Genomic DNA, 23,916 nt, shown 5'->3' with positions numbered 1-23,916 from the left:
GCTGCACCTCCAAGTGCTTTGTGATCTACTCGAAGTTCGCGGGCCAGGTCACTCAATGCGATCTTCTTGTTCCTCTGCCGTAACTTCAAGCGGAGTCCGCGGGCGTCAGCTCACTCATTTGACCTGCATCCGGGCACGGTCACCGGCCGGGGCGCAGCATCCTGGACAGTTCCGGATCCAGTGCGGGCACGCCCGGTGCGATCTCCCGGAGCCTGAAGTGATCCTCCCGCACGTCGAACACGCCGATGTCAGTGATGACCGTGCTGACTGCTGCACGGGCAGTGATCGGCAGACTGCACTCCCGGACAAGCTTCAGTTGCCCTTCACGGGTGCGGTGAGTCATGACGGCGATCACCTTCTTCGCGCCGACACTGAGGTCCATCGCGCCGCCCATCCCCTTGACCCTGGCTCCATCGTCGGTCCAGTTCGCGAGGTCTCCGGCGACAGAGACCTGCATGGCCCCGAGGATCGCCACCTCGATATGACCTCCGCGGATCATCGCGAACGACATCGCGGAATCAAAGAACGACGAGCCGGCGACCGTCGTGGCCGTCTCCTTGCCGGCATTGATGATGTCGGCGTCCTCATCCCCCGGAAGCGGGTAGCCGCCCAGCCCCATGATCCCGTTCTCGGAATGGAGCATGATCGCGCGATCACGGAGATGGCCGGTGATCAGCGTGGGGATCCCGATTCCCAGATTGACATGCTGGCCGTCCGTGAGCTCGGCGGCGGCACGGGCGGCCATTTCGTCGCGTGACCATGTCATAGCCCGTGGCTCCCGCCGCCCGCCGGAACGGGATCGGTTGTCCTGAGGCGCTCGATCGGCTTCCGCATGCGCCCTCCGAGGTCCACCACACGCGAGATGAACACGCCAGGCAGGTGGACGTCATCGGGGGGAATCCCGCCTGCCTCCACGACCTCCTGAACCTCGACGATGGCGACGCGGGCGGCCATCGCGCACAGCGGGTTGAAATTCCGCGCCGCCCCCCGGAAGCGCAAGTTCCCGATCGTGTCCGCGGTTTCGGCCCGGACCAGCGCGAAATCCGCGGTGAGGCTCCGCTCGAGCAGGTATTCACGCCCGTCGAACTCGGCGACATGTCGGGGCGCCGAATACTCCGCGGCGAACCCGCTCCCGCTTCCGTACCGCACGGGAATGCCGCCCTGAGCGACGGCGGTCCCGACACCGGTGGGCGTGTAAAAGGCGGGGATTCCGGCGCCGCCGCTACGGAGCTTCTCGGCCAGGGTTCCCTGCGGGATCAGGTCCACCGTGATGGCCCCGCCCAGGTAGCTGTTCAGGAATTCTGAATTATCTCCGATGTAGGAGGCGCTGACGCGGCGGACGCGGCCGGCCCGGAGAAGGCGGGTCACATCCGAGCTGTCGGGACCGCAGTTGTTCGTGATGATGTGCAAATCAGTCGCGCCAGATTGCAGTAGCGCCTCGATCAAGGCTGATGGTGTTCCGCAGAGCCCGAACCCGCCGATCGCGATTGTCCGGCCGTCCGTGATGTCGGCGACGGCCGCGCCGGCGGACTCAGCGATCTTGCTCACCCTGCGTACCTCCTGCTTCTATGCCGTCGCGCACCGTGAAGGGCTCGGAGCGGAACCGGTCGATGACAAAGCGGCGGAACTCGTCGGCCGGTCCCGGCAAGCTGATGTCGCGCCGCCATGCCAGGCCGATCTCGCGGTAGGCGCCCTTGTCGGCAAGGGGCACTTCCACCACGCCCGCAGCCGGCGAGGGCGCCGCGGGGACGATCGCCACGCCCAGTCCTGCCGCCACCAGGCCACGGAGGGTGCTGACGCCGGACGCCTCGAATGTGATGTGCGGCTCGAATCCGACGGCCTGGCAGAGGGCATCGGCCATGTTGCGCATGTGGTTGCGGGGTTCGAGGGTCACGAAGTCCTCGCTGGCGGCCGCCGCGAGAGCCGTGGCCGGTTCCCGCGCGAGGTCGTGATGCTCCGGCACCGCCAGGACCAGGCGCTGCACGCCGAGGCGTACCACGTTGAGGGCGGGGTCGTCCGGCAGCGGGGATGTCAGGCACAGTTCGGCCTCCCCGTCGGCCAGGCGCTGCAGGAGACCATTAGCACTGTCCTGGATCAGCGAGAACGTCGCGTGCGGAGTGATCTCGCCGAACGTGCGCAACAGCGACGGCACCGTCTCTTCGCCGAGAGTGTGCAGGAATGCCAGCGAGACTCGCTGCTCCCCGGGACCGGCGGCCTCCAGTCGGCTGACGCCGCTGAGCAGCAGGGCCAGCGCCTGCTCAACTGGTTCGAGGAGCATCTCGCCGTCTGCGGTGAGCGTGACTCCCCCCGGTCCCCTGGTGTACAGGCGGACTCCCAGCACGCTTTCCAGTCGCGCGAGGTGACGGGTGACGGTTGGCTGAGGGACGCCGAGCGCGGCCGCCGCCCGGGTTATCTGGCCCTCGCGCGCGACCGCGGCGAACTGCACGAGTATCGGGCATACCGCGTTCAGTGCTTTATTCATTTACGAATCCCGTCATGCGGAAATGAATTTCGCGCGATTGTCCAGTCATCATTTGACCCTCGTTTCCACTGGCTGTTAGATTCGAGAGTAGCGCGCTGATGCCTGCTCGGCAAACAAGATTCTTAAGACAATGGAGTGTGGTGTCCGACGGCGCCCCTTCTTCGCGGAAGGGACATGGAATCCGAGGGGGAAACAAATGACATCCGACATCGGAATCGTCACATCCGACGTGCTGGAATTGTTAGAGACCTGCTTCAGGGCAGGCTGGACTGACGGCCTTCCCGTTATTCCACCGACCGCCCTGCGGGTCGCGGAATTCGTGGAGCACAGCGGCCGGAAATCCGGCGATTTAATTGCCGAAATACCCCCTCTTGGCGGGGCTGCGACGGTCGAGAAGATCGCGGCCAATGCGGTAATGGCCGGTTGTGTCCCGGAACACATGCCGGTGCTGATCGCGGCACTGGAAGCCGCCACCGATCCGGCGATGAACATCGGGGGAATTCAGTGCTCGACCCACATGGCATCGCCTCTGATGATCCTGCACGGGCCGATCCGGAACGAGCTGGGGATCAACTCGGGCGCGAACACTTTCGGGCAGGGCGTGCGGGCGAACGCGACCTTGGGGAGGGCGCTGAAGCTCGCCTTGGTCAACATCGGCGGATCCCGTCCCGGTGAGACCGACAAGGCGACACTCGGCCAGCCCGGGAAGTTCAGCTTCTGCATCGGGGAAAACGAGGAGGCGTCTCCCTGGCCGGGACTGCACGTCGACCGGGGGCTGCGGAGCACCGACAGCGCGGTCACACTGTACGGCGCCGAGGGGCCGCAGAACATCAACAACCAGGCGGCCGACAACCCGTTCGACATTCTCAAGACCGTCGCCAGCATGATGACGAACCTCGGCTCGAACCACATCTTCATCCAGGGCGAGAGCTTCGTGGTGCTGTGCCCGGAACACGCGCAGATCATCGCGTCGTCCGGCTGGACAAAGGCGGACGTACAGCACTTCCTTTTCCAGAACGCGACCCGAGGGCACGCCGAGATCAAGGCCGGCGGCATCCACGGCCGCAACACGCAGAACTACACGACCTGGCCACGCTGGGTTGACCGAGACGACCCGGACTCACGCATCCCCGTCGCCCGCCGGGTCACCGACATCGTGGTGATCGTGGCCGGCGGCCCGGGCCGCCATTCCGCCTACCTTCCCGGCTGGGGCACCCGGTCGGTAACTCGCAAGATCGAGATATGAGAGGTGAGCAATGTGTGTCCCGTCAAAGCTGACCAAGACCGGAAGGCCCGTGCCGCGGCCATCCTGACATCGTCGTTCGGACTGATCGACCCGACCGCGACGGCAAGAGGTTCCGGTTCCGTCGCGCCCCGCCTTCCCGAACTCACCGGCGCGCGGGGCGTGCTGCTGGACAACACCAAAGGCAATGCCGGCCCCCTGCTGCGCCACGTCGGCACCATGCTCGAGGAGCACTACGGTGTGCGCCCATTCGGGATGGCGCGCAAGCTGGTCTACTCACGCCCGGCCGACCCGTCACTGCTGGACGACCTGGCGAGTCAGTACGAGTTCGTCGTCACCGGCGTCGGAGCCTGCGGGTCGTGCACCTCTGGATGCGTGCGCGACGCCGTCGCACTCGAGACACGAGGTATCCCAACGGTCGCCATCCACACGTCCGTATTCATGAACTCGGCCATCGCGCACGCCAAGGCGTTCGGCAGGCCAGACCTGCAGTTCGTGGAAGTCGAGCATCCGATCGCGGCGATCAGCGACGACGAGCTCAGGCAGCGGGCCGCCAAGATCGTAGACTCGGTGGCCGCGGCCCTGGTAGGGGAGGCGGCATGAGCGCCAGGGAAGATCTCGAGAAGGCCCTCGACGGGCTCCGCCAGGGTTTCCAGGCCGACGGTGCCGACTTGAAGGTCGAGTCCGCCACCGAGTCGCAGCTGACACTCCGCCTGGTGGGGGGCGACAAGACCTGCTGGGAGTGCATCATCCCGCCCCACCAGCTCCGCGAGCTCATCAGCTCGGTGCTGCAGGACAGCGTCCCGTCCATAGAGACGATCGACCTGATCGACCCTCGCACCGGGAGCTGACACAGGCCAAGTCCACATGGCCTAGAGCCGTTCCAGGTGCTCGGTCGTGACGGTCGATCCGCCCCTACGGGGAGGTACGCCTCGATCTGAGCGCCCGGTTGAGCATCGGCGCTCGCGGCTCGCTCGGCGGTGAGCGACGGGAGGCCCTCACCCACAGCATCACTGTCAGTAGCCGAGGGTGAATCGGCGACGGTAGTGGACCGGGTGCTCGATCTCGTCGACGAGTGCGACCGCGTAATCCTCCGCCGAGATCCGGTCACCGACCGGTGCATCGAGGCCGAGCCGGAAGGTTCCCGTGCGCTCGCCCGGTGCCATCTCCTTGGCGGGTGAGAGCATCGTCCATTCAATGCCGTCGCCCAGTTCTCGTAGGTAGTCCAGCCCCTGCGCGATGATCAGCGCTCCCGCCTGGTACTGCGGCGGGAAGTCCGGCGAATCCACCACGCGCTGCCCGTCCACGATGAGACTTCCAGCGCCGCCGACCAGCAGCAACCGCTTCCGGCCGACAGTTGTGGCCAACGTGGCGATGGCGTCCAGGTAGTCGTCGGGCCCTATCGCGCACACCACGGCGTCGGCCTCGTCGGCCACGGCTTTGGTGATGGACGGGTCGGTCGCGCTTCCCCGCAAGGCCCGAACGCCGCCCGGCAGGACGCCACCGGACCGGGTCACCCCGATCACGTCGTGGCCGCGATCGACGGCCTCGGCCGCGATCCGGCTGCCGACCATGCCGCCGGCTCCGTAAATGGCAATCTTCATTGAGCTGTTGTCAGTCCTTATCGATCGGAGATCCGGCCGGCGGCGAGCACCGCCGGCCGGCGTACGACTGCGTTGCGGTTACACCATCGGGTTGCCGTTGGCGGACGACTCGGCGGGGACCTCCGCCTGGACGACATCCCAGTGCTCGACGATCCGGCCGTTCTCGAGCCGGAAGATGTCGGCGATGACGACCGGGTGCTCGGCCCAGCCGTGTACCCGGCTGTGTGTGATGACCAGGTCACCGTCCTCGACGACGCGCGCCGGTTCCCAGGAGAACCCGTCCAGATTGGGGACGATGGCACGCAGCCCGTCCAGTCCGTTGGGCATCGTGGGGTTGTGCTGCACATACGGCTCGCCCCAGTACCGGTCGAGCGCGGTCAGGTCCTTCTGGTGGAACAGTTCATGCATCGCGGTCAGGACGATGTCCTTGTTGCCCATGGTCATGCCTCCTTGATCGATCCGACGAAGGTGTAGATCTGGCCGTCGACCGTGACGTTGGAGTACAGGACGCCGTTGGCGAAGTCCTCCACGTGGGTCACCGTCGCGCCGCTTTCCTCGCGCCAGCTGTTCAGGTACAGCCCGGAACGCAGTTCCTTGACCGTGATGTCGACGGTCTCCGTGTGGCCATCGGGCGCCAGGCCCGCACCGTTGACCACCGTGAACGTGGCCGACTCGGCAGAGTCGAAGCGGTAGCGCACCTGAAGCTCTCCCAGGTCGAACAGGTACTCTCGCCCGGCCAGCTGATTGGACATCGTCAGTACTCCTCTCTCGTGACCCCTCGGTCGCGATGCGACTTGAAACTTCAAGTCGCTAAGTGACTTTAACATTCAACTCGTTGGGTCCATTCCCACGCCGTCCGATCGGATCTGCGAAGATGCTGCAATGACGGCCAGACTCAGCGCCCCGGAGCTCGCCGCATGGCGCTCGCTGGCGATGATGATCCATCTGGTGGATCTCCATTTGGAGCGCCAGGTCCAGGCCGATGCGGGCATGCCCCACTCGCATTACAAGGTCATGGTGCTCCTGTCCGAGGCTCCGCACCGCACGGTCGGACTCAAGGAGCTCGCCGACACACTGCAGTACTCGCAGAGCCGGATCTCTCATGCGTTGCGCGCGCTCGAGCGCGCCCAGCTCGTACGCCGCGAGCCGACGCCCGAGCCGGGACGAGCCCAACAGGCCGTCCTCACCGACGACGGCCTGCAACTGGTCCGGCGCATTGGCCCTCTGCAGATCGCCGCCGTCCGGGCTCACGTCCTCGCAGACCTGACGCCGCTCCAGGTCGAGCACCTGCAAGATGTCGCCGACACCATCGTCGCAACGCTGCAACACGGGGCCCCGCTCAAAGACTGACGAGCTGAGAGCTGTTCGCCGACCTGGTCAGGGGCAGCAAGTACGGGAGAAGGAGGCAGTGCCCCCTTGATCGCCTTGCCGAAGACTTCAAGTCATCGCGACCTCGCGTCCGAGCCTGAGCTCGCTGAGCTGCCCGGTCACGGCCCTTGAGCAGCAACCGAACGGCCGGCTCTGGCCCACCGTCAGGCGACGGTCAGACAAGCGGAAAGCCCGATCATCTAGAAGATGATCAGGCTTCCCCATACTGCCGGCTCATCGATCCTCACCTCCAACCGAGCGCCGGAATGGTGGTACTAGCTGTTCCCCAACCCCGTCGTCGGCGAGTCCCTGCTGAGCATCGACGGCGATCTGACCAACTCGATGAACTGTCAGCCGCCGCCCCCTCCTGTGGTCGTCACGGGCCAGCGCGCCGCCCTGGCGCATTCCCGGCGCGCCGCGGTGACGAGCAGGCCATCTGCGACCCTCCGGAGAGTTCCTGCGGGGCCAGTGCGCCGTTCATGCGAACCCACGCTGTGAGTTTGAGAACAGGCTGCTGTTCTTGCCGTCCGGACTCGGAAAATGGGGGGTGCGGGCCAGGGGTCGACTCTGGACCGGGTGTGTCGAGTGACCGTGAGTCGCTGACTCCCCGACCCCCCGCCGCCTACGTCATGGACATCTGGCCTGGATCCTGTGTGTGCGGGTCGGTCTCCCGGTGGCGCGGGAGGCGCAAGACGAAGCGGGCACCGCAGTCGCTGTCTTCGATCCGCAGGGTGCCACCGTGCGCCTCGGCGATCTGGCGGGCGATCGCCAGGCCGAGCCCGGTGCCCCCGGCGTCTTTGTTGCGGGCGGCGTCCAGCCGGGCGAACCGCTGGAACACCAGCTCGCGCTTGTCCAGCTCGATGCCCGGCCCGTCATCGATCACCTCCAGCACCGCGACGCCGTACGGGAAGCCCCGGGCGTTGGAGTCGGCCTGCTGCACACTGACCGTGATCGTGCTTTCGGCGTGACGTTCGGCGTTGTCGAGTAGGTTCGTGAGCAGGCGGCCCAGGCGCAGCCGGTCGCCCAGTACGACCACGTCGGGTTCGAGGCGGCAGACGATCGTCTTGCTCACATGGTGACGCCTCCCGCACTCTGCCTCCGCCAGCTCGGCCAGGTCGACCGGGTCGTTATTACACGCCGCGCCGGCGTCCAGTTTGGCGATGGTCAGCAGGTCGGACACGATCGCCTCAAGCCGGTCCAAGCTTGAGAGAACGGCGCGCCCCGTCCTGTTCATGGTGCCCTCTGGGGACGCCAACATCGCATCCTCGACCTCTGCGCGCATCGCGGCGATAGGGCTGCGCAGGTCGTGGGAGGCGTCCGCGGCGAACTGGCGCTGCCGCTCCATCGCTCCTTGTAGGCGGGTCAGCGTGTGGTTGATGCTCTTGGCCAGATAGGAGATCTCGCACTTGCCAATCGGAACCGGTACCCGGCGCCCGGGACAGGTCGCGTTGATCTCGTCGAGCTCCCGTCGAATGGCACCAACCGGCCGGAGGGACGCGATGGCGATCTGGTTGGCGAGGTACGTGACGGCCACGACCAAGATGATCGCGGACCCGCCGAGAAGGCCGGCGAACTGCGGATCGATCCACCAGGGCACAACAGGTGAGGAGGCATAGACGGTCCAGTTCAGCTGATGCCAGCGGGCCGACTGCGCGACCACGATGTCACACTTGTCGGCCCCGAACACCCCATCGCACACGACTGCCTGCTTGCTGCCCTGGCTGCCCGGGCCGAATTCGGCCATGGGTGGCTTGCCGCGTAGCGCTGTTGTGGAGGCGACCACCTGCCCCCGCGGATCGACGATCTGGATGTTGCGGACCTGACTACCCGGTAGCTCGACGTAGCCCTGGACGTACTGCTCGACCTTCTGGGCCACCCGACCGCTGATCGCGTGGACCTCCCGGATGAGCGAGCCAGTGGCCAAACTATGGATGGCGACCATCATGACGACGGCCAGCAGCGTGGACAGTATGGCGGCCACCACGCCGGTGAACAGCGTGATGCGTGCGACGATCGAACATTTGTTCTTCGCGTTCATGCTCCGACACTCTGATCCGGTTGACCCCACGAGCCCTGGGGCTGTGATGTGTGGAGTGAGATGGTGGTTGGACCCAGGGATGGGAGATGCCGCGCACTACCGGAGCAAACCAGCTACGGTTCGCACACTCGTGCAATCCCAGATCTAGGCGATGATCCTTTGCCGATGTCAGGCCCTGGAGGATCTGTTGCGAGTCCTGCGACACGTCACGCGCGACCTGGCGGCGCCGTCGGCCGAGGGTCCGAGTGAACGCCTAATTAAGACGTTGTCTTCATACAGCCAAACAACCTGATCAGCCCGGGTACGAGATGTCTCATTCTGAGCGTGTTTCGGCTGTCGTGATGCCGTACGCGTTGATCCGGCGGTAGATGGTGGCCCGGGAGATGCCGAGCAGGTCGGCCGCCGCGGCCTTGTCGCCATGTGTCTCCAGCAGCACACGTATGATCGCGTCGCGCTCGATCGTCTCCCATCGGGTGAGGACGTGGCTCCCTGTGGCGTGACACGACTCCGGAAGGTCTTCGGGCTGGATCTGCCCGACCCGCCGTCGGGTCAGGGCGTGACGGAGAGCCTGGGTGAGCTCGGTCACGTTGCCGGGCCATGTCGCGCGGAGGAGCACCCGCATGGCCGCCGGGCCGCACGAGACCGACCGGCCCGAGGCGAAGGTGCTCAGCAGCGCAGGCACCAACTCCCGTACATCCTCGATGCGGTGGCGCAGCGGCGGCACGGTGAGCGTCGCCGGCAATCTGCCGGGCAGGTCCTCGGGGAGTTCGGCGCCGATGTCGGCGGTGGCTACCACCCAGACTCGATCCGCGTCTTCGGCGATCGTGTCCAGCCAGTCCATCACCGCTGCGCGTGCGTCGCCGGTGAACGATTCCACATGGCGCAGGACCACGGTGCCTCCAGGGGCGCCGCGAGCCGCCCGGCACCGGCCGGCCACGTCGGCGTCGGACTCAATCACGATGAACGGTCGCTCCGGCGAGTACCGGTAATGGGCGGCCCTGGCGAGCGCCACCTTGCCCACTCCCGGCTCGCCCTCAAGGAGCACCTGTGCATATGTCTGGCGGTGCATCGCCAGGTCGGCGCAGACATTGGCGAATACCGTTGAAGTGCCGGCCAGCTTCAGATCGGCGGGTCGTATCCGCGGTCGGGGCGTCGACCGGTGGCCGTCCGTGAGGGAGATCTTCACCACGGCACTGTTCGCCTCGACGGGGTTGAAGCGGATCCTGACCTGCTCGCCACGGGACAGAACAAGACTGATGGCGTGCTTCCCGCCCGCGCGCAACAGGTCGGCCACCATGTCCCGCAGAATCGCGTGGTCCGAAGGCTCGAGCAGGTCGACGGCCCGACGATTCGCCATCGTCAGATCGTCGGCGACGGCGACGATCGCCTGACCGCCGTGGCGCTCGGCGGCCATGAACTCCTTCAGTAGTATCCGCTCGCGCTCGGAGCCGAGCTCCAGCAGTCGCCGCTCGATGTCCCCGGCCGCGCCGCACACCACAGCGGACATCACCGGGCCGTCGCCAGGCGACCGGCAAGTTATGTCCACAAGGCCCGCCAGCCTCCCGGTCAGCGGGTCGGTGATCGGAGCGGTGGCACACGCCATCGCGTGCAACGGCGCGGCGAAGTGCTCGCTTCCGCCCACGAAAGTGATCTGCCGGGTCTCGCGCGCGGTCCCGATGCCGTTGGTGCCGACGTGCTCCTCGGCGAAGCTGAACCCCGGAGCCAGCCAGAGACTGTCGAGGTGCCGTCTGAAGGATCCGTGGTCCACGCGGCGATCCAGGAGCCGCCCCTGAGCATCGGTGAGGATCAGGCTCGCCGGGGCATCCAGCAGCGTCTGCTCCAGCCGATCCAGCACCGGCTTCGCGGCGAGCACGAGCCGTCCTTCGGTGTCGAGATCCTCGAAATACGGCGGGTTGAGATCGTCGTAGCTCACTCCGGACAAGCAAGAACGGTGCCACGACTCCACGATGGCGGGGCGCACCTGCATCACAGGCACGGTGCCGCTTTCTAAGAAGCGCTCGCGCGCCCGGGCGATGTACTCAGCCGTCCCTCCGCCGTAGAGCGTGTCAGCCTCCATAAAACGGACATGATGGATCATTTATGGATACTTCTCTCCCAAGTCGGAGCACCTGCATCGCACGTCGATCGCTAGGAAACGCATGCCACCCGGGCGTCCACATCACCTCAACGCCCTGTTCCGTCCGGTTTGAACGGCACCCCTTGAGGCCTATCGGAAGGGCGTGGAGCCTGATGGTCTCGCTGGGCGTGTACATCACCTCGATACGAGGGGTAGGCCAAGCTGGCTGCACAACTCCACGAACAGCCACTGCACTGACAAGATTGGACGATTTCGTCCACTATGCTAGTGCCCAATGCGTTCCGTTACAACAACTAGCTGTAACGATCATCCGGGAAAGGCGATCATCAGCGTTCGTCTGTGAGCGACACGCGCCCATCGATGCACGCGCCTCGGCCGGCCGGCGCTGTCCAGATCGACGGCTGCGCCCCATGGCCCCTGGCACTAGATGCCGAACGGGCTTTCCATCCCTGCGACATTTCCACCAAAGAGACAAATGACCGAGGAGGCAATCCCATGAAAGCGATCGTGGTGACAGACCAGGCTGCGGGAACGGCCGGGATGACGCTGGCGGAGCGGCCCGAGCCGCAGCCAGCGATTAACGACGTCGTCGTTCAGGTTCATGCGTCGGGATTCGTCCCGACTGAGATGGCGTGGCCCTCGACCTGGACCGATCGCCTCGACCGTGACCGAACACCGTCGATCCCTGGACACGAGTTGGCCGGAGTGGTCACCGCTCTCGGCTATGGCACGACGGGACTGTCTGTGGGACAGCGGGTGTTCGGCCTCACGGACTGGACTCGCGACGGCACCCTAGCGGAGTACGCGGCCGTAGAGGCACGCAACCTCGCGCCGCTGCCCGGCGACGTCGACTTCACGGTGGGCGCGAGCCTGCCGATCTCGGGCCTGACCGCGTGGCAGGGACTGTTCGAGCACGGCCGCCTTCAGGCGGGGCAGAGCGTCCTCGTGCACGGCGCGGCCGGCGCAGTCGGGTCGATGGTGACGCAACTCGCACGAGAGGCCGGCGCCTACGTCATCGGCACCGGACGCGCCGCCGACCGTCAGGCGGTGCTCGACTTCGGCGGGCAGGAGTTCGTCGACCTTGAGAACGACGCGCTGGAAGACGTCGGCGAAGTCGATCTGGTTTTCGATGTCATCGGCGGCGGCATCGGGAGGCGGTCCGCAGGCCTGATTCGAGCCGGAGGAACACTGGTGTCCGTCGTCGGGCCGCCCGAGGCGCGGCCCGCCGACGGCCTGGCGGTCGACTTCGTTGTCGAGTCCGATCGTGCCCAACTGAGTGAGATCGTCCAGCGGGTGCGGGACGGACGACTGCGGACGAACATCGGCAACGTCTCGACCCTCGACGATGCCGTCTCCGCCCTCAACCCGACCGAACGACGCAAGGGGAAGACGATCATCCGCATTCGTCCGTGAGGACTCGAGGACAGCGAGCGGTCCTGCCTTCCTCGTGGATCATGGTCAGCTAGGCGGCCTCTTCCGCCTCCGGCGACAGGGCGACGAGGGCCTTGAATGCGGCCGGGTGCCGCCCGCTGCGTGCCCCGGGCTATGACCTCGGATCGTCGACCTTGAGCTTGTCTCCGGTGCCGGAGACAAAGACGACCAGGAGCTTGGCCGGCTTGGTCGGGCTGGGGTTCTCGGTGAGGACGTGGTGGGCGGCCGGCTGCTCGACCCAGTTCTCGCCCTGGTGGTACGTGGTCACAGGCTTGTCGTCGAGCCGGCTGCGCACGGTGCCGTCCAGGACGTAGGCGTAGACGAACGCCTGGCCGTGCCGGTGCGGCATCGCGCGTGCGTTGGGCGGGAGGTCGACGACCGCCGACGTGAATGTCTTGCCCTTCACATTCGGAAGGGCCTGCTGGAGCAGCGGTTTGAGGGTTTCGGCGGGGCGCGTCGATGCCGCGGCCGCGGTCGGCCCCTTGGCGTGGGCGGGCTGGTCGGAGGTCGAGCAGGCCGTGGCCGCGGTCAGCGTGGCGACAGCCAGGAGGCCGGCGGCGATCCGCATTCCGATCATGATGGGTCTCCTGATTCAGTCTTCCGCGACGCGGATGATCGTCTTGCCGGGGGTGCGCCTGCTAGGGGCGAACGCGGCGGGTGCCTCGGCGAGCGGCCGCACAGCACCGACGAACGGCCTGAGCCGACCTTCCCTCAGCCGCGTGGCAAGGTCGGTGAGCCGGGCGCGGTCAGGTTCGACGACGAAGAAGACCGCCCGCCCGTCCTTGGGCTGGACCTTGGGCGGCATGACGATGGTGACGAGCGTGCCGCCGGCCCGCACGAGGGCGGCCGAGCGGTCGAGGATGTCGCCGCCGATCACGTCGAACACGACGTCGGCCTCGTCGGCGTCCTCGAGCCTCTCGGTCTGCAGGTCAATGAATGTGTCAACGCCGAGTGCGAGTGCCCTTTCCCGGTCGGAGGCCCGGCCGGTGCCGATCACGCGGGCGCCGACCTCGCGGGCGAGCTGTACCGCGATCGAGCCGACGCCGCCCGCGGCACCATGGATCAGGACGGTCTGGCCTGTGGTGAGGCGGCCGTGGTCGAACAGGCCCTGCCAGGCGGTCAGCCCGGAGATCGGCAGCGCGGCGGCCACGGTGTGGTCGATGTCCGCCGGCAGCGGGGCGAGGTTGCGGGCCTCTACCGCGGTGTACTCCGCGAGCGTGCCGTTACGGGTCCAGTCGGCCAGGCCGAACACCCGCTGTCCAACGCTCAGGCCGGTGGTGCCGTACCCCAGCTCTACGACGACACCGGACAACTCGTGTCCGGGCACGGTCGGCGTCCGGTCGCGGCCGGCGCGATCGGTCCACGTGGCGGGCCAGTCCAGCTCGCCACGGGTGAAGCCGGCGGCGTGCACCCGCACGATGACGTCGTTCTCGGACGCATGGGGGTAGGGCATGTCCGTCAGGGACATCCCGGCGAGACCGGCGTTACGGTCTCGTACAGTGATGGCTTGCATACAGATCCTTACTGGGGAGGAGCGACCCAGCGCACCGCCCGCTAGCGGGCAGGGCTCATAGCGGCTGCAGGTGGATCGATGCCGTTCCGCATGTTCGATCTCACCTGCTCTCGCGTATCCTTCGTCGCCCGTTCTGCGTTCTCATCAGGGAGACGAGGTAGCCCCTCCGGGTGTGACAGCTCAGACGCGCACGAGTTTGTCGGGATTGATGACCCTGCGGTACGCGGTGATCAGACCGTCTGCGATCTGGACCGTGTCGACGGAGTAGACCCGGCGGTCCCGGTGAAACACGAGGGCGAGCTCGCCGCCGACCTCGGCGAAGTCGATGCGGTCCGGGTGCCACTGGCGCCCCACACGCACCATGACCTCGGCGACGCGCTCACCGCCGTGGATGACCTTGCGTGCTGCGGAGATCTTGCCGCCGCCATCGGTGACGTAGACGGCGTCCGGGTGCAGGAGCCTGACCAGGCCGGCCAGGTCCCCGGCCTCGTAGGCGGCGCGGAAGACCATGAGGACGCGTTCACGCTCCGCCTTCGACGCCTGCGGCGTGGACTGCTTCGCTTTGGCCACCCGCCGTCGTGCCCGCGAGGCGAGCTGCCGGGCACTCGGCACGGAGACGTCCAGCACTTCGGCGATCCGGCCGAACTCAAGACCGAAGACGTCGTGCAGGACGAAGGACACCCGCTCCGGCGGGCTCAGCTCTTCCATGATCAGCAGCATCGCCGAACTGACGGACTCGTCGACGAGTACCGGCCGCGACGCGTCCGGCCCTGTCAGCAGCGGTTCCGGCAGCCACGGCCCGACATAGGTCTCCGAGCGGAAACGGGCACTCTTGAGAATGTCGTACGACCGTCGCGCGGCCACCGTCACCAGCCAGGCCCGCAAATCACCGATGTCCTGCAGATCCGCTCCGGCCGCCCGCAGCCACACGTCCTGGGTCACATCCTCGGCATCGGCCACACTCCCCAGCAGCCGGTAGGCCACACCGAAAACCGCGGGGCGGTGCCTGTCCCATTCGGCTCCGAGCGGGTCCTCCTGCTCAGACCGTCCGGACCCGTGGCCGTCCTCCATACAGATCGCAACCTCCTCCAGCTTGCGGATTCAGCGTAGCCATCCGAACTCTGGATCTTCGAAGACGGCTCCGCGGAAGTTGGCCGGCGTGGTACTGCCGTGATTGGTGCTGGTCTGCGAGTTGAGGCGGCGCTAGCCTCGTCCGCTGTCATTCGCGCGGAAGCCCCGAAGACGATCACTCCCCTCTGAGGGAGCAGTCCAAGTGATCCGCGTGATCGCCGGGCCATGAAGGGGGACGAGTCAGGCGGTGATGGCAGCTCCCGGACCAGGCAGGATGTCGATGCCGGTGACGTCCATGGGACGGTCGCACACGGAACAATGCAGCTCGACGTGGCCGATCTCCCCGCAGGCATGGTGCCGGTACAGCACCGGCGGCCCCGCCTCGCCCGCCGCCCAGCGGTCTCCCCACCGCACCATCACCATCAGCAGGTCACACAACTCGGTCCCTTTGACGGTGAGCGCGTACTCGTACCGGGGCGGCCGCTCCGAATACTGCCGCCGTTCCAGCACGTCGTTGTCCACGAGCCATCTGAGCCGCTCAGTCAGCACCTTCCGGGAGATGCCGAGGCTCTGCTGGAGGTGGTCGAAGCGGCCGATACCCACCATGACGTTGCGCAGGATCAGCGGCGACCATGGCTCGCCGATCACGTCCAGTGTGCGCGCAATCGAGCAGGCCATGTCGCCAAACCGGGTTCGCTGCATGAGCTCGATGATAATCGAGAGGGTTCCCTGAGGGAACGGACCTCTGCTAGCGTCGGCACCGTAAGTTCCCTTAAGAGACGCACAACGGGAGCACGCGTGAACCGTCCCCCCATCGTGTCGACACAGGAATGGCAGGCCGCGCGCGAGGCGCTGCTGGTCAAGGAGAAGGAACAGACCCGAGCACTGGACGCGCTTGCCGCGGAACGACGCAGGCTGCCGATGGTCCGCCTCGCCGAGGGCTACCGCTACACCGCCCCGGACCGCTCGACGGTGGATCTGCCCGGCCTGTTCGAAGGCCACCGCCAGTTGGTGATCTACCACTTCATGCAGGCCCCGAGGCAGGACTGGCTGTGCACCGGCTGTGCCACCTTCACCGACAACATCGCTGACCAGTCCCACCTCAACGCCCGGCACACCCGGCTGATTCTGATGTCCCGCGCGCCACAGGACGAGATCGACGTCGTACGGCGGCGGATGGGCTGGACCGTGCCCTGGTACTCAGCCGGCGACGACTTCTACGACGACCTTGGGCTCGGCGACGGTTTCGGGCTGAGCGTGCTGCTACGCGACGGCGCTGAGGTCTTCCGCACCTACTACACCAGCGGCCGCGGGGTCGACCGGCTCCGGCTCGACTTCAACCTGCTCGACCTCACCCCCTACGGACGTCAGGAGGAGTGGGAGGACTCCCCCGAGGGCTGGCCGCAGGACCCGACGATGAGCCGGCTCCGGCCGCGCGACGAGTACCCCACCCCGCCGCGGCCGTGACCCCTCCCGCCCTCGATCCGTGATCCCTGACCGCTTGCCCAGGAGGCAGCCATGGCCCGAACCCTCACCGCCCCCGAGCGCGAGCACTTCCTCGCCCTGCCGCACGTCGGCGTCCTCAGCGTCGCCGCGGACGACGCCCGTCCCCCGCTCACCGTGCCCGTCTGGTATGCCTACACGCCCGGCGGGAACCTGACCTTCTTCACCGGCAGTCACGGCCGGGTCGCACGCAAGACCCGGCTGCTCCAGCGGTCGGGGACCCTGAGCTTCTGCGTGCAACAGGCCGAGTTCCCCTACAAATACGTCACGGTCGAGTGCACGGTGGTGGAGGAGGACTGGACGCCCTCGGTCGAGGAAGTGACGGCCATCACCTCCCGCTACCTGCCGCCGGACCTCGCCCGCGCCTTCGCCGAGGCCGAGACCTCCGACCCGGCCGGCACCTTCGTGCTGTTCACCGCGCGTCCCGACCGGTGGCTGAGCTTCGACTTCGCGGATGACACGCCCGCCTCAGCCGGAGACTGAGGCGCAGGTGCTCCTGCGGTGTTCCACTCGGCCTCGGTGAGCCGCACCACGTGCACGTACGAGTGGAGGTGCTTCACAGGCTTCTCCAGCAGATATTTCGTGCGCTCGCCGGGGGTGTTCTCAAACGTCTGCACAACTTGGGCGATGAGGTCTTCTTCGCGAGCGGTCCGCTCGGGCGAGATCTGGTTAGTCGTGGTCTCAAGCTTCATTTATACGATCTGCTCGCCAACCCATGCGGCACGCATAATGCCTTCCAGGTCGGACACGGTCACTGGTCGAGGGTTGGACGGCGGGACCGCGGGCAGGGCCAGTTCCGCCGCCCGGCGGATATCGGACTCCTTCACCCCGATGGCGGCGAGTGAAGCCGGTGCGCCGAGCTCGGCACGCAGCGCGTTGAGCCCGGCCGCGGCGTTCCGCACGCCGAGCAACTCTTGGACGCGCTCGGCGGCATCCGGCGCGAAGGGGGCGTTGAACGCGGTGACGTACGGCAGCACGATCGCATGCGTCTCGGCGTGCGGCAGGTTGTACGCCCCGCCGAGGGTGTGGCAGATCTTGTGGTGCAGCCCGGAGCCGGCCGAGGCAAATGCGACTGCGGCGAGGTAGGCGCCGTACAGGGTCTGCTCGCGCGCGTCGAGGTCACCGGGGTCGGCGTTCAGGCCGCGCAGTCCGGAGAAGAGCGCCCGCAGCCCCTCGGTGCCCAGCGCGCGGTTGATCGGGTCGGCGCGCGGCGCCCAGAACCCGTCGACGGCGTGCGCCACCGCATTGAGGCCGGACGCCACCGCGACGGTCGCCGGCAGGCTGGCGCTCAGTGCGGCGTCGTAGACGACGACCTTCGGCAGCACCCTGGGGTCCACTCCCGTCGTCTTGCGCTGTCCCTCCGTCATCCCCCACACGTCGGTGGCCTCGGACCCGGCGAACGTCGTCGGTATCGCCACGATCGGGGCGCCGGTCCTCAGCGCCACCGCCTTCGCCAGACCGGTCGCCGAGCCCCCGCCGATGGCGACGATCGCATCGATGCCGGCGGCGACCGCAGCCGCCGTCGCCCTCTCGGCGTTCTCGACCGGGACGTGCTGCACGATCTCATCGACGCGCCGCACGACCGGGGCACGCTCGGCGATGGCGTCGGCGAGCGCGACGGCGAAGGCATCGTGGACGAGCAGGATCCGCCGCGCCCCGAACTCCTCCACCGCCGCGACTGCATTGTCGGCGGCCGCGCCCGTGCCGAACAGGATGCGCTGCCCCAAAGTCACATGATCGAACATCAATGCCACGATCTACACCATACTGAGCATTTTCGGCCTGGCGCAGCCTGACGATGGCCGACGGCCCCGAGGCGGTGCAGTTCGACTCGCTCCAAAGTAGCCTTGCCCTGAGTGATCAGCTCGTCGGCCTCATCGACCTTGAAGTACAGGACGCCGAATCGGCCATCGCCCTCGGGCGGAAGTGCTCCGCCCGGTGCCACAACCCGTCGGTCAATCCCCGGTAACTCCCCAGAACACGATCTCGCTGGGCTGCCGGTGCTCGTCATACAAGACGGTGTAACACGCGTGGCCGCGGTCCTCGATCAGGCTGTCCAGGTCTCCATACGCCCGCTCATATCTGCTCTCGAAGGTGGCACGCGTCGGCCTCGACGAACCGAGCACTCTGAGTATCTCCCCAGGCGTAAGCGGCCTGGCTGAGCAGACCTCGGGCTGTTCGCCCTCGTCGAGAACACTGAAGATGTCCAATATCGAGTGAGTGAACGAATGCCGTACGCCCTCGTCCTCCCACAACTCCTCAATCGTGGAAGGTCGAGGTCGCTCATGAAGTCCCCAGCGCCCGTCGTAGAGCCAGAAGTAGTCGCCCTCGCTGAATGCGCGTTCATGCGCCGCAGCAAGGGCAGCCGAAGCATCCTGTTGATATGGCGTGAAGTAGTCCCACGTTGAACCGCCCACGATTCGCCCTCTCAGCCGATGACGTACCTGCACTGGAAGTACGCAGGACGCTACCGATCGAGGCCGACAAAATGATCAGCCGCAAAGAGTCACGGACACGTTAGCGTGATTGGCGATCAAGAACGCCCCGGCAACCTCAGTACGCTGTTGGGGCCGAAAAACAGAGCCACGCAGGAGCCCCGACCGGGGCTACAGTCGGCAGCAAGGTCACCGGATACGCGGATGTGGGCTGTGACAGTGGCATGGGACGGCTGGTATCGCGATCGCGGCGGCGAGGAGCGCGTGTCAATCAGGAATGACGGCCATCAGCTCACCGTCACCATCCGCGGGATCGAGTTCACAGGCTCGCATCTCGATGACCTAGAAGCCGCGACCGACCTACCGGATGAAACGGCATTCACGATCGACCACGGAGCGTTGTGTGCCTGTGAGCTCGTCTGGACGATTCCGATAGCGGTGGTCGCAGACGGCGCTGTCGTCGACGGTCAGCTTGGTTGCCATCTCATACTCGGAGCCCCGCCACGACGCGCTGCCGGCGACACCGTCTCGGTACTGCTGGAGTTCGGCGGGTCGACGTACACGGCACATGCATCCGGCTGGTTCGAGGTGGCCCTTGAGGCACTTCATCGGCAAGTGCCACGCGGAACCTATACGAGAACGTGCATCGCCTGTGCATGGTCGGACTACCAGCCAGGCGGCAGCCCTTTGTTCGGAGGGCTCGCCTGCTTCCGCGACGCCAAGGACGCCTACCGCCGGATAACCACGAAACACGACATGTTCGAGATCTTGCCCGCGCTGACCGAATGGGTCCAAGAGACTCACGTGTGCGACCAGTTTGAGCGACGCGAGGCAGGCGTCGGGTACAGAGGGTCCTTCCCTGCTGATCTCGGTGAATGATCGATCAACAGCCGATCCTCACCAGACCGACGTCGAAAAGCCCAAGTTCTACCGACCGTCCGCCGGAGAGCTGCGGGTCGTCACCGCGGCGAGCGCGGCGACGACCCGCCGAATCGTGAAGCAGCGCACTGGACGTGCGGCCGTCGCGTCAGCCCTGACGCGCCTTGAACCGGGCGTCCTTCTTGTTGATGACGAAGACGCTGCCCCTCCGGCGGACGACCTGCGCCCCGGGCTTCGACTTCAACGACCGCAAAGACCGGCGGACCTTCATGGCTTCCCACCCTTCCTTCACGCACGCCCCCGGCGTGCCGACGACGCAAACCATCCGGCGGCGTGCCGCATTCCCCGCCGGCGACGCGCGCGGATATCGGGTTGAGCGGGCCGATCCCCGCGTCCTACGATCACGAGTTGTGACGTTCACGTTCTTCTTCCACCTCCGCTAGGCGCCGTCGGCGAAGCGAGGGAAGACCCGTCGCCGACGAGGCGGGGTGGCGCAGCGCTGCCCCGGGCCGACGCGGAAGAAGAACGATCCTCATGCGCAGTCGCGCGTTCTCTCACTGTTCCGCGTCCCCGTGCTCCTGCCGTCTCGACACGGCGGCGAGCATGGTGGCGCGGTGCGTCCACGGGCTGGAGCAGACGGTCGCCGCCGAAGTGCTCCAGCTCGGACTCGGGGTGATCACCTATCTGGGGCACCGCGAGGTCCATTTCCTGGCATGCCGATCGCGGCCGCGGCCCACCGTGCTGCGGACCGCGGACGACGTGTTCCTGCTCGCCGCGCAGTGTGCCGACGTGGGCACCGGCCGGCAGGGTGTCGGAGCCCTCGCCCGGCTCGCCGGCTCGGCCGACCTCGGCGCGCTGCTGCCACTGCGCGACGGGCACGGCGGGCCGGGCGCGCTCACCGGCGTCGAGGTGTCGGCGTCGTTCCTCGGCAGGCGGAACTTCACCCGTTACGACGTCGAGGACGCCGTCGGGCGAGCGCTCGCGGGCAGGCTGGGCACCGGCTACCACTCGCGGCGGGCGGGGACCGCTCCGCCCGCCGGTTCCAGCGGATGGCGCGTGACGCTCGACGGCACGCGGGCCAGCCTGCTGCTGCGGATCGCGGACCGGCCCCTGCATCGGCGCCCGTACAAGAGGTGTTCCGTCCCGGGGACCCTGCATCCCCCGCTTGCCGCGGCGATGGCCCGGATGGCCGGGATCCGTCCCGGTGACACGGTTCTCGACCCGTGTTGCGGCGCGGGGACCCTGTTGGCCGAGGCCGCGGCCCAGCAGCCGGAGGCCCGGTACGTCGGCGTCGATCTGTCCGCGGAGGCCGTGCGGGCGGCCCAAGGGAACACCGCGGGCCTGCCCGTCTCCATCGGCCGTGCGGACGCCGGGCGTCTCCCGATCCCGGACGGCGGCGTCGACCGTGTGCTGAGCAACCCGCCATGGGGTGGCCAGGTCGGGGCCCGAGGGCTGCTCGCCGGGTCGACGTCCCGCTGGTGGGCGGAACTCCGCCGAGTCCTCGCGCCGGACGGGACGGCCGTGGTGCTGCTTCCGGATGCCGACGACCTGTCCGCGGCACTCCGGCAGGGGTTCACCCCTGTCCACGTCCAGCGGGTCCGGGTGTCGGGCGCGCAGGCCTTCCTCGTCCAACTGACGGCGCCCGGCGGGCAGGGACGTCCGGCCCGAGGAAAGGAGGGGGCGGCTCAGCCGTGAGCGAGGGGCGGGCCGAGGATCCGGTGGCCGTAACGCCTGCCGGCCTCGATCAGCCGGGGGACGTCGGGCGGGGCCGGAGCCGGTAGACCGGGCCGTTCAGCGGGGCGGCCGATCTCAGCGATGAACTGCTCGAACCCGGACGGGGTGGTCAGCTGCAGGCCGCGGACCGGTCCGCCGGTGACGACGAAGGCATGCGGGATCTCGCGCGGCAGGAACGCGAAGTCGCCGGGTCCGGCGGTCCAGTGGTGGTCGCCGCAGTCGATGGTGATCTCACCGTCGAGTATGTAGAACGCCTCGTCCTCGCGGTCGTGGATGTGCAGGGGCGGCCCGAATCCGGCGGCGCCGACCACTCGATGAGAGTGAAGGCTCCCCCGGTCTGGTCCGCCCCGGCCTTCACGCTCATCCGGGTATCCAGGAACCACAGGTCCGGCCCGTCGTCGGGACCGAGCAGGTAACCGCTGGGGTCAAAGCTCATCGGATCCCCCCGGGGCGTAGAGCCGAATCTCGATGCCGTCCGGATCGTGCAGGCCGATGAGCACCTGGCCCGCGTGCCCGGTGACGATGCCGCCGTGCGGTTCGGCCAGATCGTCCAGCCTCCGTTTCCAGGCGTCCAGGTCGCGGGTGCGGGGCACGCGGAAGGCGATCGGATCGAATCCGGCCAGCGCAGCCGCTCTTACCGGGTCGTGCCGTATGGCCAGGTCCAGCATGTATTTCGCGTCACACAGGGCGATTCCCATGAGCGTGCCCTCTTCGACGAACTCCATGTGCGTCCGCAGGCCGAGCACCCGCTCGTACCAGTCGCGGCTGCGCACCACATCCGTCACCGGCAGTTTGACGTGGTGGAAGCCGCTGAGCGCCAGGTCCATGACCACCTCCGACACAAGCTCGCTAGAGCTAGCTCTAGCGAAACTGTTTAGAGTAGCCTCTATCGAATGAGCGACTCCGTCAAGAGCGGGGCCCGAGGCGGCACCCGCCGGGCCGCCCAGGCGAAGGCGACACGGCGCCGGATCGTCGACGGAGCCCGGGAGCTGTTCCTGCGAAACGGATACGCGGCGACCACTCTCGATCAAATCGCCGGCGCGGCAGGGGTCGCGGTGCAGACCGTGTACTTCCACTTCGGCAACAAGGCCACGGTCCTCAAGGAGGTCGTCGACGTCCTGGCCGTCGGTGACGACGAGCCGATACCGATGCTCGACCGGCCGTGGGTGCGGCAGGTGCGCGAGGAGCCCGACGGCCGGCGGGCGCTGGCCATCTGGCTGAGCAACAGTCGCGTCATCTTCAGCCGCGTCGCACCGATCATGAAGATCATCCGGGACGCCGCGGGCGCCGACCCCGAGATGGCCGCACAGTGGGAGACCAACCAGCGGCAACGCTTCGTCGCCCACCATGCCCTCGTGGAGCGACTCGGGGACAAGCAGGCCCTCCGGCCGGAACTGACCGTCCAGGAAGCGGCCGACATCGTCTTCACTCTCGTCAGCCACGAGGTCTACTTCCTGCTCACCGTCGAGCGCGGATGGACGCCCGACCGATGGGAGAAGTGGATCAACGAAGCCGTCGCCGGCGCGGTCCTGCGCTGAGAACGCGGAGGCGCCGTGGGACCCTCATGTGGGACCCCGGCCAGTCGAGCGTCGAGCCGTACGGCGACCGGCCCGGGAGGGCGAAGGGCGGGCCCGACCGGGACGCGGTCGCCGTACGGCAGGTCTCAGCCCTTGATCGCGCCCGCGTCGACGCCCTTGAAGAAGAACCGCTGAAGCAGGGCGAAGATCACCACGATCGGCAGGAAGGCGATCATGGTGCCCGCGGCGATGAGGCGGGGGTTGGAGCTGAAGGTGCCGTTGAGGTACTGCAACCCGACCGTGAGCGTGTACTTGTCCGGATCGGTGAGCACGATCAGCGGCCAGAGGAAGTCGTCCCACGCGAAGATGAACGAGAAGATCACCACGACGCTCAGCATGCCCTTGACGTTCGGCAGGCCGATGCGGATCAGGCGCTGCCACGCGGTTGCCCCGTCGATGATCGCGGCGGCGTCGACGTCCGCCGGGATCGACAGGAACGCCGTGCGCATCAGCAGCACGTTGAGCATCTGGATCGCCCCCGGCAGCGCGACACCGATCAGCGAGTCGGAGAAGCCGAGCCCGCGCACGATGACGTACTGGGAGATGATCGTGACCTCGCTCGGCAGGATCAGCGTCGCGAGGAAGAGCCCGAGCACCAGCTTCGAGCCCCGGAAGCGCAGCTTGGCCAGCGCGTACCCGGCGAGCGTCGCCCCGATCGCGTTCCCCGCGACGACGAGCACGGCGACGATCAGCGAGTTGCCGGCGTACGCCCAGACGGGGATCGTCTTGGCGACCTCGGTGTAGTTCGACAACGTCGGGTGCTGGGGGACGAAGGTGGGCGTCTGTGTGAAGACGTCCTCGGTGACGCCCTTGAGCGACGTGGAGAGCTGCCACAGGAACGGGCCCACCGTGATGACCAGCACGACCAGGAGAAGGGCGTATCGGAGCACCTTCTCCGCCGGCGAGATCGTGTTGAACCCGCGACCACTCCGGGCCATCG

28 protein-coding genes are annotated in these 23,916 nt (G+C 67.2%); 10 read left to right on the top strand and 18 right to left on the bottom strand.

The genetic code is table 11. The features are described 5' to 3' along the window. Nucleotides 1-139: 139 nt before the first annotated feature. Genes Pka01_RS10745 through Pka01_RS10735 form a run of 3 tightly spaced genes read right to left on the bottom strand, consistent with a single transcriptional unit; the run spans nucleotide 140 to nucleotide 2,482 of the window. Complete coding sequence (locus Pka01_RS10745; RefSeq protein WP_203882515.1) at nucleotides 140-766, bottom strand: 3-oxoacid CoA-transferase subunit B; 627 nt, start codon at nucleotides 764-766, stop codon at nucleotides 140-142. After that, a complete protein-coding gene (locus Pka01_RS10740; protein WP_203882514.1) occupies nucleotides 763-1,548 on the bottom strand; it encodes a CoA transferase subunit A in 786 nt (261 codons plus the stop codon). The genes Pka01_RS10745 and Pka01_RS10740 overlap by 4 nt, the downstream gene beginning before the upstream one ends. Continuing rightward, nucleotides 1,532-2,482, bottom strand: coding sequence for a LysR family transcriptional regulator (locus Pka01_RS10735; protein ID WP_203882513.1), 951 nt, complete (start codon nucleotides 2,480-2,482; stop codon nucleotides 1,532-1,534). Before Pka01_RS10735 ends, Pka01_RS10740 begins: the two co-directional genes overlap by 17 nt. A 196-nt stretch (nucleotides 2,483-2,678) precedes the next feature. Here Pka01_RS10735 and Pka01_RS10730 point away from each other — a divergent pair, with 196 nt between their 5' ends. The 3 genes from Pka01_RS10730 to Pka01_RS10720 are packed head-to-tail and all read left to right on the top strand — an operon-like array spanning nucleotide 2,679 to nucleotide 4,576. Further along, nucleotides 2,679-3,728, top strand: a complete 1,050-nt coding sequence (locus Pka01_RS10730; protein WP_203882512.1) for a hypothetical protein — start codon at nucleotides 2,679-2,681, stop codon at nucleotides 3,726-3,728. 12 nt (nucleotides 3,729-3,740) lie between these two features. Further along, nucleotides 3,741-4,328 carry a UGSC family (seleno)protein gene (locus tag Pka01_RS10725; RefSeq protein ID WP_203882511.1) on the top strand — a complete coding sequence of 196 codons (588 nt, stop codon included), beginning with the start codon at nucleotides 3,741-3,743 and terminating at the stop codon, nucleotides 4,326-4,328. Beyond that, nucleotides 4,325-4,576, top strand: a complete 252-nt coding sequence (locus Pka01_RS10720) for a NifU family protein (protein WP_203882510.1) — start codon at nucleotides 4,325-4,327, stop codon at nucleotides 4,574-4,576. Before Pka01_RS10725 ends, Pka01_RS10720 begins: the two co-directional genes overlap by 4 nt. Before the next feature lie 165 nt (nucleotides 4,577-4,741). Here the strand turns inward: Pka01_RS10720 and Pka01_RS10715 are convergent, their stop codons facing one another. The 3 genes from Pka01_RS10715 to Pka01_RS10705 all read right to left on the bottom strand — a co-directional run bounded on the left by Pka01_RS10715 (nucleotide 4,742) and on the right by Pka01_RS10705 (nucleotide 6,081). Further along, on the bottom strand, nucleotides 4,742-5,329 hold the full coding sequence (locus Pka01_RS10715; RefSeq protein WP_203882509.1) for an NAD(P)-dependent oxidoreductase: 588 nt from the start codon (nucleotides 5,327-5,329) through the stop codon (nucleotides 4,742-4,744). Nucleotides 5,330-5,407: 78 nt separating this feature from the next. Further along, nucleotides 5,408-5,767 carry a nuclear transport factor 2 family protein gene (locus Pka01_RS10710; RefSeq protein ID WP_239114880.1) on the bottom strand — a complete coding sequence of 120 codons (360 nt, stop codon included), beginning with the start codon at nucleotides 5,765-5,767 and terminating at the stop codon, nucleotides 5,408-5,410. A 2-nt stretch (nucleotides 5,768-5,769) separates the two neighbouring features. Then, the gene (locus Pka01_RS10705; RefSeq protein WP_203882507.1) at nucleotides 5,770-6,081 is read right to left on the bottom strand and encodes a MoaF-related domain-containing protein; all 312 of its coding nucleotides are present in this window, start codon (nucleotides 6,079-6,081) and stop codon (nucleotides 5,770-5,772) included. Nucleotides 6,082-6,211: 130 nt separating this feature from the next. On the opposite strand from Pka01_RS10705, the gene Pka01_RS10700 reads away from it, so the two are divergent. Further along, a complete protein-coding gene (locus tag Pka01_RS10700) occupies nucleotides 6,212-6,679 on the top strand; it encodes a MarR family winged helix-turn-helix transcriptional regulator (protein WP_203882506.1) in 468 nt (155 codons plus the stop codon). Nucleotides 6,680-7,319: 640 nt separating this feature from the next. Here the strand turns inward: Pka01_RS10700 and Pka01_RS10695 are convergent. Both Pka01_RS10695 and Pka01_RS10690 read right to left on the bottom strand, forming a co-directional pair. Further along, on the bottom strand, nucleotides 7,320-8,735 hold the full coding sequence (locus Pka01_RS10695; RefSeq protein ID WP_203882505.1) for a sensor histidine kinase: 1,416 nt from the start codon (nucleotides 8,733-8,735) through the stop codon (nucleotides 7,320-7,322). Between the two features lie 313 nt (nucleotides 8,736-9,048). Next, entirely contained in the window at nucleotides 9,049-10,812 is a 1,764-nt protein-coding gene (locus tag Pka01_RS10690) for a sigma-54-dependent Fis family transcriptional regulator (protein WP_203882504.1), read from the bottom strand. 360 nt (nucleotides 10,813-11,172) lie between these two features. Here Pka01_RS10690 and Pka01_RS10685 point away from each other — a divergent pair, with 360 nt between their 5' ends. After that, on the top strand, nucleotides 11,173-12,246 hold the full coding sequence (locus Pka01_RS10685) for an NADP-dependent oxidoreductase (protein ID WP_239114879.1): 1,074 nt from the start codon (nucleotides 11,173-11,175) through the stop codon (nucleotides 12,244-12,246). A 130-nt stretch (nucleotides 12,247-12,376) separates the two neighbouring features. Here Pka01_RS10685 and Pka01_RS10680 read toward each other — a convergent pair whose 3' ends face one another. The 4 genes from Pka01_RS10680 to Pka01_RS10665 form a co-directional block, all read right to left on the bottom strand. Next, nucleotides 12,377-12,841, bottom strand: coding sequence for a cupin domain-containing protein (locus tag Pka01_RS10680; RefSeq protein ID WP_203882503.1), 465 nt, complete (start codon nucleotides 12,839-12,841; stop codon nucleotides 12,377-12,379). A 15-nt stretch (nucleotides 12,842-12,856) separates the two neighbouring features. Further along, entirely contained in the window at nucleotides 12,857-13,777 is a 921-nt protein-coding gene (locus Pka01_RS10675; RefSeq protein ID WP_203882502.1) for an NADP-dependent oxidoreductase, read from the bottom strand. Between the two features lie 180 nt (nucleotides 13,778-13,957). Further along, nucleotides 13,958-14,848, bottom strand: a complete 891-nt coding sequence (gene sigJ, locus Pka01_RS10670) for an RNA polymerase sigma factor SigJ (protein ID WP_203882501.1) — start codon at nucleotides 14,846-14,848, stop codon at nucleotides 13,958-13,960. Between the two features lie 240 nt (nucleotides 14,849-15,088). Further along, on the bottom strand, nucleotides 15,089-15,550 hold the full coding sequence (locus Pka01_RS10665; RefSeq protein ID WP_203882500.1) for a winged helix-turn-helix transcriptional regulator: 462 nt from the start codon (nucleotides 15,548-15,550) through the stop codon (nucleotides 15,089-15,091). A 96-nt stretch (nucleotides 15,551-15,646) separates the two neighbouring features. On the opposite strand from Pka01_RS10665, the gene Pka01_RS10660 reads away from it, so the two are divergent. Next, nucleotides 15,647-16,315 (top strand): DUF899 domain-containing protein, encoded by a 669-nt coding sequence (locus tag Pka01_RS10660; protein ID WP_203882499.1) that lies wholly within the window; start codon nucleotides 15,647-15,649, stop codon nucleotides 16,313-16,315. A gap of 51 nt (nucleotides 16,316-16,366) precedes the next feature. Continuing rightward, entirely contained in the window at nucleotides 16,367-16,834 is a 468-nt protein-coding gene (locus tag Pka01_RS10655; RefSeq protein ID WP_203882498.1) for a pyridoxamine 5'-phosphate oxidase family protein, read from the top strand. A gap of 209 nt (nucleotides 16,835-17,043) precedes the next feature. Here the strand turns inward: Pka01_RS10655 and Pka01_RS10650 are convergent, their stop codons facing one another. After that, entirely contained in the window at nucleotides 17,044-18,096 is a 1,053-nt protein-coding gene (locus Pka01_RS10650) for a maleylacetate reductase (RefSeq protein WP_239114894.1), read from the bottom strand. Between the two features lie 210 nt (nucleotides 18,097-18,306). Next, complete coding sequence (locus Pka01_RS10645) at nucleotides 18,307-18,768, bottom strand: hypothetical protein (RefSeq protein ID WP_203882496.1); 462 nt, start codon at nucleotides 18,766-18,768, stop codon at nucleotides 18,307-18,309. A 231-nt stretch (nucleotides 18,769-18,999) separates the two neighbouring features. On the opposite strand from Pka01_RS10645, the gene Pka01_RS10640 reads away from it, so the two are divergent. Then, on the top strand, nucleotides 19,000-19,665 hold the full coding sequence (locus Pka01_RS10640) for a DUF6304 family protein (protein ID WP_203882495.1): 666 nt from the start codon (nucleotides 19,000-19,002) through the stop codon (nucleotides 19,663-19,665). Between the two features lie 148 nt (nucleotides 19,666-19,813). On the opposite strand, the gene Pka01_RS10635 is transcribed toward Pka01_RS10640, so the two are convergent. Next, the gene (locus Pka01_RS10635; protein WP_203882494.1) at nucleotides 19,814-19,936 is read right to left on the bottom strand and encodes a ribosomal protein bL36; all 123 of its coding nucleotides are present in this window, start codon (nucleotides 19,934-19,936) and stop codon (nucleotides 19,814-19,816) included. Between the two features lie 332 nt (nucleotides 19,937-20,268). On the opposite strand from Pka01_RS10635, the gene Pka01_RS10630 reads away from it, so the two are divergent. Further along, the gene (locus Pka01_RS10630) at nucleotides 20,269-21,360 is read left to right on the top strand and encodes a methyltransferase domain-containing protein (protein ID WP_203882493.1); all 1,092 of its coding nucleotides are present in this window, start codon (nucleotides 20,269-20,271) and stop codon (nucleotides 21,358-21,360) included. Here the strand turns inward: Pka01_RS10630 and Pka01_RS10625 are convergent. After that, nucleotides 21,351-21,710, bottom strand: a complete 360-nt coding sequence (locus tag Pka01_RS10625) for a cupin domain-containing protein (RefSeq protein WP_203882492.1) — start codon at nucleotides 21,708-21,710, stop codon at nucleotides 21,351-21,353. The two genes, Pka01_RS10630 and Pka01_RS10625, sit on opposite strands and share 10 nt — an antisense overlap. Nucleotides 21,711-21,824: 114 nt before the next feature. After that, nucleotides 21,825-22,226, bottom strand: a complete 402-nt coding sequence (locus Pka01_RS10620) for a VOC family protein (protein ID WP_203882491.1) — start codon at nucleotides 22,224-22,226, stop codon at nucleotides 21,825-21,827. 66 nt (nucleotides 22,227-22,292) lie between these two features. On the opposite strand from Pka01_RS10620, the gene Pka01_RS10615 reads away from it, so the two are divergent. Next, a complete protein-coding gene (locus Pka01_RS10615; protein WP_203882490.1) occupies nucleotides 22,293-22,937 on the top strand; it encodes a TetR/AcrR family transcriptional regulator in 645 nt (214 codons plus the stop codon). A 125-nt stretch (nucleotides 22,938-23,062) separates the two neighbouring features. On the opposite strand, the gene Pka01_RS10610 is transcribed toward Pka01_RS10615, so the two are convergent. Then, complete coding sequence (locus tag Pka01_RS10610; protein WP_203882489.1) at nucleotides 23,063-23,914, bottom strand: carbohydrate ABC transporter permease; 852 nt, start codon at nucleotides 23,912-23,914, stop codon at nucleotides 23,063-23,065. Nucleotides 23,915-23,916 lie beyond the last annotated feature (2 nt).

Origin of the sequence: Planotetraspora kaengkrachanensis, assembly GCF_016862895.1 — a bacterium.
In the GTDB taxonomy this organism is placed as follows: domain Bacteria; phylum Actinomycetota; class Actinomycetes; order Streptosporangiales; family Streptosporangiaceae; genus Planotetraspora; species Planotetraspora kaengkrachanensis.
The sequence above is the reverse complement of the archived record's forward strand: the minus strand, read 5'-3'. Positions and strand labels throughout refer to the sequence as shown.

Coding starts and splice junctions, on each gene's coding strand:
- Pka01_RS10665 (WP_203882500.1), bottom strand. CDS start 15,550: ATGCAGCGAACCCGGTTTGGCGACATGGCCTGCTCGATTGCGCGCACA.
- Pka01_RS10695 (WP_203882505.1), bottom strand. CDS start 8,735: ATGAACGCGAAGAACAAATGTTCGATCGTCGCACGCATCACGCTGTTC.
- Pka01_RS10690 (WP_203882504.1), bottom strand. CDS start 10,812: ATGGAGGCTGACACGCTCTACGGCGGAGGGACGGCTGAGTACATCGCC.
- Pka01_RS10735 (WP_203882513.1), bottom strand. CDS start 2,482: ATGAATAAAGCACTGAACGCGGTATGCCCGATACTCGTGCAGTTCGCC.
- Pka01_RS10630 (WP_203882493.1), top strand. CDS start 20,269: ATGGTGGCGCGGTGCGTCCACGGGCTGGAGCAGACGGTCGCCGCCGAA.
- Pka01_RS10650 (WP_239114894.1), bottom strand. CDS start 18,096: ATGTTCGATCATGTGACTTTGGGGCAGCGCATCCTGTTCGGCACGGGC.
- Pka01_RS10700 (WP_203882506.1), top strand. CDS start 6,212: ATGACGGCCAGACTCAGCGCCCCGGAGCTCGCCGCATGGCGCTCGCTG.
- Pka01_RS10745 (WP_203882515.1), bottom strand. CDS start 766: ATGACATGGTCACGCGACGAAATGGCCGCCCGTGCCGCCGCCGAGCTC.
- Pka01_RS10710 (WP_239114880.1), bottom strand. CDS start 5,767: ATGGGCAACAAGGACATCGTCCTGACCGCGATGCATGAACTGTTCCAC.
- Pka01_RS10620 (WP_203882491.1), bottom strand. CDS start 22,226: ATGGACCTGGCGCTCAGCGGCTTCCACCACGTCAAACTGCCGGTGACG.
- sigJ (WP_203882501.1), bottom strand. CDS start 14,848: ATGGAGGACGGCCACGGGTCCGGACGGTCTGAGCAGGAGGACCCGCTC.
- Pka01_RS10680 (WP_203882503.1), bottom strand. CDS start 12,841: ATGATCGGAATGCGGATCGCCGCCGGCCTCCTGGCTGTCGCCACGCTG.
- Pka01_RS10705 (WP_203882507.1), bottom strand. CDS start 6,081: ATGTCCAATCAGCTGGCCGGGCGAGAGTACCTGTTCGACCTGGGAGAG.
- Pka01_RS10730 (WP_203882512.1), top strand. CDS start 2,679: ATGACATCCGACATCGGAATCGTCACATCCGACGTGCTGGAATTGTTA.
- Pka01_RS10615 (WP_203882490.1), top strand. CDS start 22,293: ATGAGCGACTCCGTCAAGAGCGGGGCCCGAGGCGGCACCCGCCGGGCC.
- Pka01_RS10720 (WP_203882510.1), top strand. CDS start 4,325: ATGAGCGCCAGGGAAGATCTCGAGAAGGCCCTCGACGGGCTCCGCCAG.
- Pka01_RS10610 (WP_203882489.1), bottom strand. CDS start 23,914: ATGGCCCGGAGTGGTCGCGGGTTCAACACGATCTCGCCGGCGGAGAAG.
- Pka01_RS10635 (WP_203882494.1), bottom strand. CDS start 19,936: ATGAAGGTCCGCCGGTCTTTGCGGTCGTTGAAGTCGAAGCCCGGGGCG.
- Pka01_RS10655 (WP_203882498.1), top strand. CDS start 16,367: ATGGCCCGAACCCTCACCGCCCCCGAGCGCGAGCACTTCCTCGCCCTG.
- Pka01_RS10675 (WP_203882502.1), bottom strand. CDS start 13,777: ATGCAAGCCATCACTGTACGAGACCGTAACGCCGGTCTCGCCGGGATG.
- Pka01_RS10715 (WP_203882509.1), bottom strand. CDS start 5,329: ATGAAGATTGCCATTTACGGAGCCGGCGGCATGGTCGGCAGCCGGATC.